Genomic DNA, 13,055 nt, shown 5'->3' on the forward strand with positions numbered 1-13,055 from the left:
GCTGCCCGCTAACTGGACGGAGCTCTGCTCAGAATAAAATAGCGTGCTCGATCGATTTACCCCTGTGTTTTTTATGGGCGACACTGCCGGTATGACACTTCGTTAACGTGATTTCACGCTTATTTTCGTGCTTCTTTTAAAAAAAGATTAAAACAAAAACGAAAAGCAGCGTAAAATAGAATTCAGAGCGTTAATCCAGATAAATACCCTTAAAAATCAATAAAATAAATAATAACTACACTTGAATTAAGCGCTGCTTAACTTTTCGCCAGTTTCTTTTAGGAATATTATTAATCAGCGCAAAATAAAATATAACTCGCCGGCAATAAATATAATTAAAGAAATAATAACTCAAAACCAAAAACACAAAAAATCGCGCTGTAATAATAATCTTTATCAGGCTAAAAAGATTATTATCGTAAAAATATCACCTCCTTTCTTACCTGACTTAAGCCCAATATTAACCTCTTTCATCGATGATTCCGCTAAAGCCTTGCCGCTCATCTCCTCCTTTTATTGCGCCACATTTCATCTGGCTGTCATGTTTGTTTAACAGCAAGGTCATATTAGACCGTCAGGATGTGCCGCAACCTGCTTGTGGCGACGTCCAGGACGTACCGCCGCGTTGCGCAGCAGTATGGAGATTCTGATGACGTTAAACACCGCTTTTGATTCACCCGTGCATGATGCACAGCAATGCTTTCGTCGCCTGCTAAAAGCCATGAGCGAGCCTGGCGTGATTGTCTCACTGCAGTTGCTCCGCCATGGCTGGCAGCCGCTTGGCGTGGCGACCACCAGCGTGCTGCTTACGCTTGTCGACAGCGATACGCCCGTCTGGCTGTCGCCTTCGCTGGCAAATGATATCGTGCGCTCTAATCTGCGCTTTCACACCGGCACGCGGATTGCTGATACGCCGGACAAGGCAGTTTTCGCCATTGCCGATGAACACCTGAATCCGTTACTTCCCGACAGACTGGCGCACGGCAGCGTGATCGCGCCAGAGCACAGCGCCACGCTGGTGTTACAGGTCAACAGTCTGAGCGGCGGGCGTATGCTGCGCCTGACAGGCACCGGTATTGCGGAGGAACGCATGATAGCGCCACAGCTGCCGGAGTGTCTGATTGCGCAACTGGCCGATCGCCTGCATGCCGGATCGCTTGGCATTGATCTGTTGCTGACCTGCGGCGATCGTCTGCTGGCTATCCCCCGCACTACGCATGTCGAGATCGCCGACAGCGGCCGTTAACGATAATCGTCGTCCTCCAGCCGTTGCTCTTCTTCCTCCAGGCGACGGCGTTCTTCATCCAGACGACGCTGGCGCTCATCGAGCTGCCGGTGGCGCTCTTCCAGACGTCTGCGCCGCTCGTCGTAGCGCGTGCGGCTTTCATCGTCATAGGAACGATCGTCCGACGCCTCGCTGCTATCCGGATGGTAAGCCTCGTTGATCGCTTCTGTTACCGAGTTAATGGTGTCGTTAAAGACAGAATCCAGGCCATCTGCCAGCGCGTGGCTGCTGGAAAGAGAAAGTGTGGCGAAAAGCAAAGCGCGAAGAGATGATTTCATAATGCCAGCCCTGTGTTTGACTGGTCTTAAAGTAATGAGGGCGAAGAGAGGCAGACAGCTGAGGATTCTCAAATCGGGCGGCGATGAACGCCGCCCGTGATGCAAAACTACAGCTGATAGCGCGCCATCACCTGACGGTGATGCGTTTCATCAAGACCGCCCGTCATGGCAACATCCAGCCAGTGGATCGGGTGTTTCCAGCCCTGGGTGAATTCACGCAGCATCGCGTCCACTTCCAGCGGCGAGACCGACTGTGGCATCGCCAGCATGAAGTAGATCCCAGGCAGCGTTTCGCCGCTTTCGCTGTCCGTCACCTGATAATCGGCTTCGCAGTGCACCCAGACGGCACCGCCACGCTGGCGCACGCCATTCACAAACGCGTTGAAGGTCTCCTCACCCGGATCGACGCCGTCGATAAACCAGCTCGGCGCATATTCGCTCGGCTCAAGCGTTTTCACCACGTTATGTACCGGGATGAAGTTCTCGCGCTCTTTTTCATCTTCCGGCGGGGTGTTCAGCAGGTTGGCGTCAAAGACCACCGACTCGTTCATATGCTGTAAGGCTTTACGCCAGGACGGCTGGAACACGCGCGCCGTCACCGGGCCGGTACGCTGAGCGAAGTAATAATGCTCGTCGTAGTTTTCAAAGAAACGCAGACGAACGGTGCCCCACTGCTCTTCAACCGGGCCTTCATCGGTGCTGAACTTCATGCCGAGACGCGCGCCGGCTTCGCGCACGGTCGACCAGTCTTCGCTGGCGCTGGCGGCAGTCAGCAGATCCCACAGAACATTGCTGGCGTCTTCTTCGCGCGCGTCCAGCATCGCCACCGCATCTTTCAGGTACGCCGTGGCGCGGTCATAGGCTTTCTGGCGCATCGCCGCCTGGCCCGCCAGCATCAGCGGCGCTATCTTCTGCTGCCCCTGCGGCGTGGCGCGCAGCGCCTGGCTTACGGACTCCAGTTTTTCCCAGTCTTCCTGCGCCTGCGCCACCTGAGCTTCAAACCACAGCGCCACGTGCGGCAGCGCGTCGCGATAGCTTTCGGCGAGCGCTAAGATGTCGTCGTAACGGCGCGCGTTCAGGAGCGCAGAGAGCAGATGGAACAGCGGCGCGGCCTCTTCCTGCGGGTGGCGTTTCTGCCAGCCAAGCAGGAGATCCGTCGCTTCGCCCTGCGCCTGGCACGCTTCCAGCGCGGCACCTGCCAGCATCAGCAGTTCTTCATCGTCAGGGCGCTGCGCGGAAGCGAGCAGCAGCCACTGGGCCTCTTGCTCCGGATCGCGCGTCACGCCTTCCTGCTGGCCGCGCTCTTCCAGCCACGCCATCAGCGATTCGGCAGGCACCGGCAGCTCTACCTGCGTTTCCATGCCCGCTAACTGGCTCGCGAATTCCGCCAGCGCGGCGTCTTCATCGTGCGGGTTACGCAGTTTTGCCGCGCACTGTTTCGCCTGCATCAGGGCACGACGGGCGACCCAGGTAGCGCCACGCGCCAGCGCCAGGCGGATATGGCTTTTCGCGACCATCACCGCTTCGCGCCACGCCTGCGCTTCTACACGCTGTTCCAGAATCAGCTGCAGCGCGCTGCCGGTCTGCCAGTTGTTGTAAGCCGGATTGAGGCGAACCAGTTGCTCCACCACGCGCACCCAGCGCATACGGTTATAAGCGGTGAGGCGATCCCACGGCAGCAGCCATTCGCGGGCGTCTTCTTCACGGCCCATCAGCGCCAGCACTTCCGCCTTCATCATCATCATGACCTGGCGGACCTGCTCGCTGCTGTTTTCCAGCTCGTCTTTATGAAGCTTATCGATAATCGCCAGCGCCTCGTCATAACGACCAAGCAGCATCAGCGCCTGCGCTTCGTTCTCTTTGAGGCCATTGACGTCCTCTTCGCCTGCCGCGCGGCGCTTCTCCATCTGCTGATGCACAAAGGCCAGCGCCTCTTCAACCTGGCCTTTATCGACCATCGCGAAGAACTGCTCTTCAGAAAGGCACAGGAAGCAGCTGCGCAGCGGAGTGATTTTCGAGAGCGTCTCCTGGCAAACGGCGATACGCTCGTCCGCCCAGCCTGGGCCGTCCACATTGCTGTAGCAGGCGCTGAGATCCTGGGTCACACAAATCGACTGCGGGCACTCTGCGGCATCGGCCTGGTGAGCGCGCTCAAACAGCGCCACGACATCGCCCAGCGCTTTTTCGCCTTCGCCAAGGTTGCCGATGCGGTGACGCATCTCCCAGTGGCCGACCATCACGTCAATCCACGGGTTGCCCGCGGTCTTTTTCAGCGCGCGCGCTTCCGGCAGCAACGCTTCGGTTTTACCGGTCTGCACTTCAACAACAGACTCGATAAGCTTATTAACATGCTGCGTGATCCAGGGTTTACCGGCTTCTGCCAGGTCACGTTCATATTGCTCATACCATGCCCAGATATCCATTAGTTGCTTCCTTCTGTTGTCGGTGTAATAAGTTGCGCCGTGATGCAACTGAATGTGTCCAGCGCCTGGCGAAAGTCGTACTCACGGGAGTCACCCGTAGCCAGAGCAAGAATAATTTTGAGGCTTTTCAGTAATTGCGTGGCGGCGGGCGCGATGGGCTGCCCGGCACGCCAGGCCTGAGATAAGGCTTTTACCGCAGGATTATTAAAGTTGATGTAGAGGCGCACCGGCGCTTGTTGCTCGATTTTGCTGGCAAACTGGCGGGCGAGCATCAGCGCGGCGGTGCTCATGCGGCGATCGGCGTCGTCCTGCTCAAGACGAGCTTTAAGCTCGGCGTCACGGTTGACCACCATCACCAGCGGCAGCGTCGCAGGCTCGAAAGAGGACATTACGCACTCTTCGTCGTCGCGCAGCTGTTCGCTCCACCAGGCCTCTTCTTCGGCGCTGACGTCATGCAGCGCAAAGAGTTGTTCGTTACCCGCTGACGTCCCCACTTCCACCAGCCGCGCGCCGTAGAGCGTCGCCCAGCGTCGCAGGAACGGCACCACCGCGTAGCGATAGCCCAGCGCGACAGGACGGCCCGAAAGCCGGAACAGCATCTCTTCAAAACCGCCCTCTTCGCTGAGCATTACGTTCAGCGTGTTGTTCTGGCGCAACGCTTTAACCGGCAGATCGCCCTGAGACGTCGGGATCAGCAACTCATCTTTCAGCAGATCGAAGAGGCGATCGTCGCAGATAGCCGCGCCGAGCAGCGCTTCGTTATGGCGCACCAGCACACGACGCCAGACGGCAGGCTGCTGCTTCGCGAGATCGGCCAGGCCGTTAATCAGCGCCTCGGTGAGCGCCGCCTGCGTGGCATACCAGGTGACATCGCGCTGTAAATCTTCGCGGCTGGCCGTCGGCGTAAGACGATTCGATTCGATAACGCCGCCGACAAACCCGGCCCACGGCGGCAGCAGCTCGCGCGCCTGATCGTCGAGCAGCATGCCGCGCAGAAACAGCGACAGATTACGGTTATCGCTGGTGCCATACGTCGCGCCGTCCTGAAGCCAGAGCATGCCCACCGCGTCGCTGTCGCCAGAGGGCTCAACCAGCAAGGTACAGAGCGGCGTAAACGCGCGCTCGAAGCGGCTGGCGAATTCAATATTTTGCTTCTGACGTAGCGCCGGATGCAGCGCCACGCCATCCTGCGACGTTACACGCCAGGGCGGCGTCAGGTGATTTACCGCCGTCTGCGCTTCACCCACAAACAGCGGCTCTTTCATTAATATGCAGTAGCGACCCAGCACGTCGCCCAGCAACTTGTTGTTGGCGAGATATAAAAACTCGTCTTTGAGATGCAGCGTGACGGTCGTCCCTGGCTCGCGCGGGCTTGCCGGCGTGACGCTGTAGGTTTCGCCGCTGGCGGAGGCGTAAAGCCAGCCTTCGTCCGGCGTTTTCCAGGAGGTGGTGTGTACCGTTACCCGCTCCGCCAGCACAAAAGCGGAAAGAAAGCCCAGGCCAAACATACCGATAAGCCCGGTTTCATCGTCCTGCTGGCGCAGATGGCGGGTGTAGCCGACGCCGACGGTCGCCAGGAAATCGTGGATCTCCTGCTCCGTGAGGCCAGAGCCGGTATCGTGAATGACGATGGTACGGGTTTGGGTATCGCCCGTGACGCGGATCTCCGCAAGCTGGCCCGCCGCCCCCTCTTCCAGTCGACGTCTGACAATCGCGTCGTGCGCGTTCTGCACCAGCTCACGGATGGCGACCATCGGCGTGGAGTAAAGGTGTTTACTGAGCACCTGCATCAACCCCGGCAGGTTCACCGGCGTTTCGTATTGTCCTGTTAATGGCGCGCTAATGAGGTTATCCACTGTGACTCTCTTTATATTCCGGCTGTGGTTGTCGGTAGCCTGCCCGAATGGCGCATGTACGTGCTCATTATCGCGCAGGCATAAGGGAGAGATGATAAGGGTGTACGGCGGCCGGGTATACTATCATTCCCGATAGTTTTCGGGCGTGACCAGCGCACGTCACGCTTTCTCTCATTATCAGGATACACAACCCGGGCTTTACTGCGCGCGCGGAAAGAAAAAAGAGGCATTCAGTAATATATTAATGGAAAGCGTTATATTTACCTGTTACATCTTTCGTTATTTAAACGCGGAGATTTGCGAGAAAGGTTCCATAATTAATGTAAAAACCACAAATGAATTACATCAGGCTTTTTATTTAATTTTTTGGCGAAAGGATTATTATAAGCACGGGTGCTTAAGGCTTTCTGTCTTAAGCAAACGTGAGGGACAGAAAGAAGAAAGCCCCGGGCAATATTTCTATTAACCCGAGGCTATCCCTCAACTCCAGCAAGTTGAGATTAGCCTCTTACTCTTCAGAATGCAAGGAGTAAAAGGCATGAAGCCACTGCGTTATTTACTGGCCTGTTTATTCATGGTCTGCATCACTATTTTGATTTTTGCATTAATGAATCAGGGTACGTTATGCGAGCTCACCATCAGAAGTGGCAGTCAGGAGGTGGCGGCTAAGCTTGCCTGTACCGGCAAGTAAGGCTCTCCCGGGCGGGGTTTCCTCGCCCGGCTTGCCAGGAGCGGAGGTCTTAACGCACCCAATCCTTTTACCCTTCCGGGTATTTATTCCCCCTTACGCTTTAAATATTCACATTACCAAACGACATTATTTAATTTATAAGCCAACCCAATGCAACAAACCCAACGAAAATTACATTAGGATTTTTATTCTCATTTTAATAAGAGATCATTATGATAAGCGCCGGGTGCTTAAGACTTTCTGTCTTAAGCCGACGCGAGGGACAGAAAGAAGAAAGCCCCGGGCAATATTCCTATTAACCCGAGGCTATCCCTCAACTCCACACAAGTTGAGATTAGCCGCTTACTCGCCGAAAGGCAAGGAGTAAAAGGCATGAAGCCACTGAAATATCTTTTCGCATGTTTTGTTGTATTTTGCGTCACGATATTAATTTTCGCTTTAATTAACCACGGCACGTTGTGTGAGTTAACCATAAAGCAAGGAAATAAGGAGGTGGCGGCACGGCTTTCCTGCTCTGACCGGTAACACTCTCCGGGCGGGGTTCGCTCCGCCCGACTTGCTGGCGTTGAGTGCTTAACGCACCCGTTTTTTACCGCTTCCGGCGCATGGCTTACACCGTCGCCATAAAAAACCCCGCCAGAAGCGGGGTTTGTACACCTACAGATACGCAGAAGATTAGTTATTGGCAGTGCTGTCAAAACGGCCCAGCATTTCCCGCTCGTAAGCCTGCGCTTTTTTGCGGTCAAACTTGTGTTCCCACTTGGCGATCACCAGAACCGCCAGCGCGTTACCGACCACGTTCAGCGCAGTACGCGCCATGTCGAGGATACGGTCCACGCCCGCGATAAACGCCAGGCCTTCCAGCGGAATGCCGACGCTGCCAAGCGTCGCGAGCAGGACGACAAACGACACGCCAGGCACGCCCGCGATCCCTTTCGAGGTCACCATCAGCGTCAGCACCAGGATAATCTCCTGCCCCAGCGACAGCTCAATGCCGTAGAGCTGGGCGATAAAAATCGCCGCGATGCTCTGGTAGAGCGTGGAGCCGTCAAGGTTAAAGGAGTAACCGGTCGGCACCACGAAACTTGTGATAGACGCAGGCGCCCCGTAGGCTTCCATTTTCTCGATAATCCGCGGCAGCACACTCTCAGAGCTGGCCGTGGAGTACGCCAGAATCAGTTCATCTTTGAGGATGCGGATCAGCGTCCAGACGCGCAGCCCACACATCCGCGCCACCGCGCCCAGCACGATCAGCGCGAAGAACAGAATCGCCACATAAACCAGAATCACCAGTTTCGCGAGCGGCCATAGCGAGGCGAAACCAAAGTTCGCCACCGTCACGGAGATCAGCGCAAACACCCCCACCGGTGCATAGCGCATCACCATATGGGTGACTTTAAACATGGTTTCGGAGACAGAGCGGAAGACCGTCACCAGCGGCTCACGGTGCGCGGCGGGCAGTGAAGACAGCCCCAACCCGAACAGCACCGAGAAGAAGATAATCGGCAGCATCTCGCCTTTCGCCATCGAGGCGAAAATGTTGGTCGGCACCAGTGAGAGGATCGTGCCCATCAGACCGTGAGCATGGCTCTGCACCTCTTCGGTCGTGTGCTGATATTTTGAAATATCCACGGCAGCCAGTTGCGACATATCAATGCCGCTCCCTGGCTGGAACACGTTCGCAAGCGTAATGCCAATGATGATTGCGACGGTTGTGATCACTTCAAAATAGAGGATGGTTTTCGCGCCGATGCGCCCGAGCTGTTTGGCGTCGCCGACACCGGCGATGCCCACCACCAGCGTGGAGATAACAATCGGCACCACGATCATTTTAATCAGATGAATAAAAATGTCGCCGGCGGGCGAGAGGAGATTGGTCACCAGCCATTCGCGGCTATCCGTCTGATAATGGAGAAAACTGCCCAGAAGAATACCCAGCACCAGGGCTAGCAGGATCTGCCAGGCCAGGCTGATTTTACTGTTTTTCATAACGACTTTACTTCCTAAATTACAGCGCCATTCCCACGCGTGCTCGAATGAGAACGACGCAAGCTGAAAGGGGTATGACAAACGTTGGGTGATATTGTGGGGTTTTTTAACGCGTTTAATCAGTACCACTTGCACGGCATCCTGCGCAACCCTTTAAGAACAGGCATATTCACTGAAAATTGCCTTAATAACCCTAATTTATCGCGCTAATCATCTATAAGTTAATGTTATTTAAGAATTTATAAAATGGACTCCGCAAATAATACTTAACAGCAATTATTTTCCCTGAAAGATTCGTTTGATGAATTTTCATGCAGTTTCGGCAATGCGTGATCTGCCGCCCAAAAAGTAAACAAAGCTATTCGCAAGCCTGTTCTTAACTTTTGCGTGACATATCATTAACATCTAAAAGGAGAAAAAAGCCATGAGCCAAATCCATAAACACCCTATTCCCGCAGCTATTGCGGAACGTTGCCTGATTACGCCGGAACAATATGATGCGAAATATCAGCAATCCGTGCATGACCCTGACGCCTTCTGGGGCGAACAAGGCAAAATCCTGGACTGGATCACGCCTTACCAGAAGGTAAAAAACGCCTCTTTCGCGCCTGGCAATGTCTCGATTAAATGGTATGAAGACGGCACGCTAAATCTGGCAGCAAACTGTCTTGACCGGCACCTGAGCGAGCGCGGCGATCAGACCGCCATTATCTGGGAAGGCGATGACGCGACCCAGAGCAAACACATCAGCTACCGCGAACTCCACCGCGACGTCTGCCGTTTTGCAAACACCCTGACCTCTCTTGGCATTAAGAAAGGCGACGTGGTCGCTATCTATATGCCAATGGTGCCGGAAGCCGCCGTTGCGATGCTCGCCTGCGCCCGCATTGGCGCGGTGCACTCGGTCATTTTCGGCGGATTTTCGCCGGAAGCCGTCGCCGGACGCATTATCGACTCCAGCGCGCGTCTCGTTATCACCGCGGATGAAGGTGTGCGCGCCGGGCGTGCCATTCCGCTGAAGAAAAACGTCGATGACGCGCTGAAAAACCCCGGCGTCACCAGCGTGGAGCATGTGGTGGTGTTTAAGCGCACCGGCGGAAACATCGAATGGCATGAAGGACGCGATCTGTGGTGGAGCGAGCTGGTGGAGAAAGCCAGCGCGCACCATCAGCCCGTCGAGATGAACGCCGAAGATCCGCTGTTTATTCTCTATACCTCCGGCTCGACCGGTAAACCGAAAGGCGTGCTGCATACCACGGGCGGCTATCTGGTTTACGCGGCCACCACATTCCTCTACGCCTTTGACTACCATCCTGGCGATATCTACTGGTGCACCGCCGATGTGGGCTGGGTGACGGGTCACAGCTATCTGCTCTACGGGCCGCTCGCCTGCGGCGCGACCACGCTGATGTTTGAAGGCGTCCCGAACTGGCCTTCCGCCAACCGCATGGCGCAGGTGGTGGATAAGCACAAGGTGAATATTCTCTATACCGCGCCGACGGCCATTCGCGCGCTGATGGCGGAAGGCGATAAGGCTATCGACGGCACTGACCGTTCGTCGCTGCGCATCCTCGGGTCGGTCGGTGAGCCTATCAACCCGGAAGCGTGGGAGTGGTACTGGAAGAAAATCGGTAATGAAAAATGCCCGGTAATCGACACCTGGTGGCAGACCGAAACCGGCGGCTTCATGATTACGCCGCTGCCAGGCGCGACTGAACTGAAAGCCGGTTCCGCCACGCGTCCGTTCTTCGGCGTGCAGCCAGCGCTGGTGGATAACGAAGGCAATCCGCAACAGGGCGCGACGGAAGGCAATCTGGTCATTACCGACTCCTGGCCGGGCCAGGCGCGTACGCTGTTTGGCGATCACGAACGTTTCGAGCAGACCTATTTCTCAACGTTTAAAAACATGTATTTCAGCGGTGACGGCGCGCGCCGTGACGAAGACGGTTACTACTGGATAACCGGGCGCGTCGATGACGTGCTGAACGTCTCCGGGCATCGTCTTGGCACTGCGGAAATTGAGTCTGCGCTGGTCTCGCACCCGAAAATCGCCGAAGCCGCGGTAGTGGGCATTCCGCACAGCATCAAAGGCCAGGCTATCTACGCTTACGTGACGCTGAACCACGGCGAAGAGCCGTCAGCCGAGCTGTACAGCGAAGTGCGTAACTGGGTGCGTAAAGAGATTGGCCCGCTGGCGACGCCGGACGTGCTGCACTGGACCGATTCGCTGCCGAAAACCCGCTCCGGCAAAATCATGCGCCGTATTTTGCGCAAAATCGCGGCGGGCGATACCAGCAACCTTGGCGATACCTCAACGCTCGCCGATCCGGGTGTGGTGGAAAAACTGCTCGAAGAGAAGCAGTCCATCGCGATGCCATCATAACCACGCCTGCATACTGACCTTTCGACCTAACCCTCTCCCCCAAAGGGAGAGGGAATAATAACAACCCCTACCTTACTTCTGGAGACTGCGATGATGAATAACGATATTTGTCAGCAGATAGAGAGCAGTGCGCCTTACAGGGAGTTAGTGCATAAGCGGCAACGGTTTGCCTTCACCCTTTCCATCATCATGCTGATTATTTACGTCGGTTTTATCCTGCTTATTGCGTTTGCGCCGGGCTGGCTCGGCACGCCGCTCTCGCCCGGCAGCAGCGTGACGCGCGGTATACCTATCGGCATCGGCGTGATCCTGATTTCGTTTATTCTCACCGGCGTGTACGTCTGGCGCGCCAACAGTGAATTTGATCGGCTGAATAACGCCGTGCTGAAAGAGGTGCAGTCATCATGAAAAAGGTGCTTTTCCCGCTGCTGACGCTGCTTTCGCCGGCCGCCCTCGCCGATGCGCTGACCGGTGATGTGCAGCGCCAGCCGACCAACTGGCAGGCCATCATCATGTTCCTGATTTTCGTGGCGCTGACGCTTGGCATCACGTACTGGGCCTCCAAACGCACCCGTTCGCGCAGCGATTACTACACCGCAGGCGGCAACATTACCGGCTTTCAGAACGGGCTTGCCATCGCGGGCGATTTTATGTCCGCCGCGTCGTTCCTCGGCATCTCCGCGCTGGTTTATACCTCCGGCTACGACGGGCTTATCTACTCGCTGGGCTTCCTGGTGGGCTGGCCGATTATTCTGTTTTTAATCGCCGAGCGGTTGCGTAACCTCGGGCGTTACACCTTTGCGGACGTCGCCTCCTACCGCCTGAAGCAGCGCCCTATCCGTCTGCTCTCCGCCTGTGGTTCGCTGGTGGTGGTCGCGCTCTATCTCATCGCGCAGATGGTCGGCGCAGGCAAGCTTATCGAGCTGCTGTTCGGCCTGAACTACCACATCGCCGTGGTGCTGGTGGGCGTGCTGATGGTGATGTATGTGCTGTTCGGCGGCATGCTGGCCACCACCTGGGTACAGATCATCAAAGCTGTGCTGCTGCTGTTCGGCGCAAGCTTTATGGCGTTCATGGTGATGAAGCATGTGGGCTTTAGCTTCAACAATCTGTTTACGGAAGCGATGGCGGTTCACCCGAAAGGCAGCGCCATCATGAGCCCCGGCGGTCTGGTGAAAGATCCGGTTTCCGCGCTGTCGCTCGGCCTCGGCCTGATGTTCGGCACGGCCGGTCTGCCGCATATCCTGATGCGTTTCTTTACCGTCAGCGACGCCCGCGAAGCGCGTAAAAGCGTGTTCTACGCCACCGGGTTTATGGGCTATTTCTACATCCTGACCTTTATCATCGGCTTCGGCGCCATCATGCTGGTGGGCGCGAACCCGGCGTTTAAAGACGCCACCGGCGCGCTGATTGGCGGCAACAACATGGCGGCGGTACATCTGGCCGATGCCGTGGGCGGCAACCTGTTCCTGGGCTTTATCTCGGCGGTCGCCTTCGCCACGATTCTGGCGGTTGTGGCGGGCCTGACGCTCGCGGGCGCGTCGGCGGTGTCGCACGATCTCTACGCCAACGTGTTTTGCAAAGGCGCAACCGAGCGCGATGAGCTGCGTGTCTCGAAAATCACCGTACTGGTGCTCGGCGTGGTGGCTATCCTGCTCGGGATTCTGTTTGAGAAGCAGAACATCGCGTTCATGGTGGGCCTGGCGTTCTCGATTGCGGCGAGCTGTAACTTCCCGATTATTTTACTCTCGATGTACTGGTCGAAGCTCACTACGCGCGGCGCGATGATTGGCGGCTGGCTCGGCCTGCTCACCGCCGTGGTGCTGATGATCCTCGGCCCGACCGTCTGGGTGCAGGTGCTTGGCCACGCCGCGCCGGTCTTCCCGTATGAATATCCGGCGCTGTTCTCCATCGCCGTGGCGTTTATCGGGATCTGGGTCTTCTCGGCAACCGACAACAGCCCGGAAGGCAATCTGGAGCGCGAGCAGTTCCGCGCGCAGTTCATCCGCTCCCAAACCGGTCTTGGCATCGAACAGGGCCGCGCGCACTAACCCTTCCGCCCCGGCCATTCTGGCCGGGGATCACACTTTTCCTCTCCCGCCCTGTTCCGTGTCTCTGGTCGCGCTACATTAGCAAAATGAAACGTTGTT

General features: G+C 56.4%; 10 protein-coding genes. 6 read left to right on the forward strand and 4 right to left on the reverse strand.

Going from position 1 to position 13,055, the window contains the following annotated elements; all coding sequences use genetic code 11:
- Window positions 1-649: 649 nt before the first annotated feature.
- Window positions 650-1,246, forward strand: a complete 597-nt coding sequence (phnH, locus tag CSK29544_RS06940; protein WP_007887544.1) for a phosphonate C-P lyase system protein PhnH — start codon at window positions 650-652, stop codon at window positions 1,244-1,246.
- Here the strand turns inward: phnH and yjdP are convergent.
- From yjdP to CSK29544_RS06955, 3 genes are all read right to left on the reverse strand, one after another.
- A complete protein-coding gene (gene yjdP, locus CSK29544_RS06945; RefSeq protein WP_007871335.1) occupies window positions 1,243-1,563 on the reverse strand; it encodes a DDRRRQL repeat protein YjdP in 321 nt (106 codons plus the stop codon). The two genes, phnH and yjdP, sit on opposite strands and share 4 nt — an antisense overlap.
- Before the next feature lie 107 nt (window positions 1,564-1,670).
- Window positions 1,671-3,986, reverse strand: a complete 2,316-nt coding sequence (locus CSK29544_RS06950) for an ATP-binding protein (protein WP_007887546.1) — start codon at window positions 3,984-3,986, stop codon at window positions 1,671-1,673.
- The gene (locus CSK29544_RS06955; RefSeq protein WP_007887547.1) at window positions 3,986-5,842 is read right to left on the reverse strand and encodes an ATP-binding protein; all 1,857 of its coding nucleotides are present in this window, start codon (window positions 5,840-5,842) and stop codon (window positions 3,986-3,988) included. The genes CSK29544_RS06950 and CSK29544_RS06955 overlap by 1 nt, the downstream gene beginning before the upstream one ends.
- Before the next feature lie 538 nt (window positions 5,843-6,380).
- Between CSK29544_RS06955 and CSK29544_RS06965 the strand changes: the two genes are divergently transcribed.
- Together CSK29544_RS06965 and CSK29544_RS22535 are read left to right on the forward strand one after the other, a co-directional pair.
- Entirely contained in the window at window positions 6,381-6,533 is a 153-nt protein-coding gene (locus CSK29544_RS06965; RefSeq protein WP_007887548.1) for a Hok/Gef family protein, read from the forward strand.
- 372 nt (window positions 6,534-6,905) lie between these two features.
- Window positions 6,906-7,058, forward strand: a complete 153-nt coding sequence (locus CSK29544_RS22535) for a Hok/Gef family protein (RefSeq protein ID WP_015742631.1) — start codon at window positions 6,906-6,908, stop codon at window positions 7,056-7,058.
- Between the two features lie 150 nt (window positions 7,059-7,208).
- Here CSK29544_RS22535 and gltP read toward each other — a convergent pair whose 3' ends face one another.
- Window positions 7,209-8,522 carry a glutamate/aspartate:proton symporter GltP gene (gene gltP, locus CSK29544_RS06970; protein ID WP_029039679.1) on the reverse strand — a complete coding sequence of 438 codons (1,314 nt, stop codon included), beginning with the start codon at window positions 8,520-8,522 and terminating at the stop codon, window positions 7,209-7,211.
- Window positions 8,523-8,946: 424 nt separating this feature from the next.
- On the opposite strand from gltP, the gene acs reads away from it, so the two are divergent.
- From acs to actP, 3 genes are all read left to right on the forward strand, one after another.
- Window positions 8,947-10,905, forward strand: a complete 1,959-nt coding sequence (acs, locus tag CSK29544_RS06975; protein WP_029039678.1) for an acetate--CoA ligase — start codon at window positions 8,947-8,949, stop codon at window positions 10,903-10,905.
- Window positions 10,906-10,998: 93 nt separating this feature from the next.
- On the forward strand, window positions 10,999-11,313 hold the full coding sequence (locus CSK29544_RS06980; protein WP_004386213.1) for a DUF485 domain-containing protein: 315 nt from the start codon (window positions 10,999-11,001) through the stop codon (window positions 11,311-11,313).
- Window positions 11,307-12,956: a cation/acetate symporter ActP gene (actP, locus tag CSK29544_RS06985; protein WP_029039677.1), complete on the forward strand. Its 1,650-nt coding sequence runs from the start codon at window positions 11,307-11,309 to the stop codon at window positions 12,954-12,956. Before CSK29544_RS06980 ends, actP begins: the two co-directional genes overlap by 7 nt.
- Window positions 12,957-13,055: the final 99 nt, after the last annotated feature.

Source organism: Cronobacter sakazakii (assembly GCF_000982825.1).
GTDB classification, from domain to species: domain Bacteria; phylum Pseudomonadota; class Gammaproteobacteria; order Enterobacterales; family Enterobacteriaceae; genus Cronobacter; species Cronobacter sakazakii.

Coding starts and splice junctions, on each gene's coding strand:
- gltP (WP_029039679.1), bottom strand. CDS start 8,522: ATGAAAAACAGTAAAATCAGCCTGGCCTGGCAGATCCTGCTAGCCCTG.
- CSK29544_RS06965 (WP_007887548.1), top strand. CDS start 6,381: ATGAAGCCACTGCGTTATTTACTGGCCTGTTTATTCATGGTCTGCATC.
- phnH (WP_007887544.1), top strand. CDS start 650: ATGACGTTAAACACCGCTTTTGATTCACCCGTGCATGATGCACAGCAA.
- CSK29544_RS06950 (WP_007887546.1), bottom strand. CDS start 3,986: ATGGATATCTGGGCATGGTATGAGCAATATGAACGTGACCTGGCAGAA.
- yjdP (WP_007871335.1), bottom strand. CDS start 1,563: ATGAAATCATCTCTTCGCGCTTTGCTTTTCGCCACACTTTCTCTTTCC.
- CSK29544_RS22535 (WP_015742631.1), top strand. CDS start 6,906: ATGAAGCCACTGAAATATCTTTTCGCATGTTTTGTTGTATTTTGCGTC.
- CSK29544_RS06980 (WP_004386213.1), top strand. CDS start 10,999: ATGAATAACGATATTTGTCAGCAGATAGAGAGCAGTGCGCCTTACAGG.
- acs (WP_029039678.1), top strand. CDS start 8,947: ATGAGCCAAATCCATAAACACCCTATTCCCGCAGCTATTGCGGAACGT.